Origin of the sequence: Adlercreutzia rubneri (assembly GCF_009755265.1) — a bacterium.
Taxonomy (GTDB): Bacteria; Actinomycetota; Coriobacteriia; order Coriobacteriales; family Eggerthellaceae; genus Adlercreutzia; species Adlercreutzia rubneri.
The window spans coordinates 1-539 of the sequence record NZ_WPOO01000065.1; the positions used below are offsets into that span (position 1 = coordinate 1).

Here is a 539-nt window from a genome sequence, read left to right on the forward strand (position 1 = left end):
CGAGCAGCAGCAGGCGCGGGCGCTTGATCATGGCGGCGGCGATGTTGAGGCGCAGCTTCTCGCCGCCCGAGAACGTGCGGGGGTACAGCTCCCACAGGCCTTCGTCCAGATCGAAGTGGCGCAGCATGCGCTCGGTCTCCTCTTCGGCGCGGGAGCGCTCGTCGGCGCCGTACGCTTCCAACGCGCTTTTCAGCACGATGTCGTAGGCGGTTTGGCGCGGCAGGGCGTTGAGGAACTGGGAGACGTAGCCCAGCTCGTAGGCGCGCAGGTACAGCATCTGGCGCTGCGTGGCCTGGGCCAGGTCCAGCATGCCGAAGCGCTGCGAGTCGTACAGAATGCGGCCGCGCTCGGGCAGGTTTGTGCGCCAGATGCAGCGCAGGATGGTGGACTTGCCGCTGCCGCTGCGCCCCGTGATGCCCACGAACTGGCCCGGTTCGATGGCGAAGTCGATGTCCTGGCACCCTTGCACGCGCCGGTTCACGCGATGGAGCAGGAAGGTTTTGGACAGGCCGTCGATTCGGAGGAGCGCCATGCTACAC

The 539-nt window shown here is 67.0% G+C and carries 1 protein-coding gene; it reads right to left on the reverse strand.

Translation table 11 applies throughout. The annotated features are described in order from the left end of the window. The coding region (locus tag GO707_RS11905) for an ATP-binding cassette domain-containing protein (RefSeq protein WP_232325824.1) at positions 1-539 on the reverse strand (539 nt) is incomplete at both ends.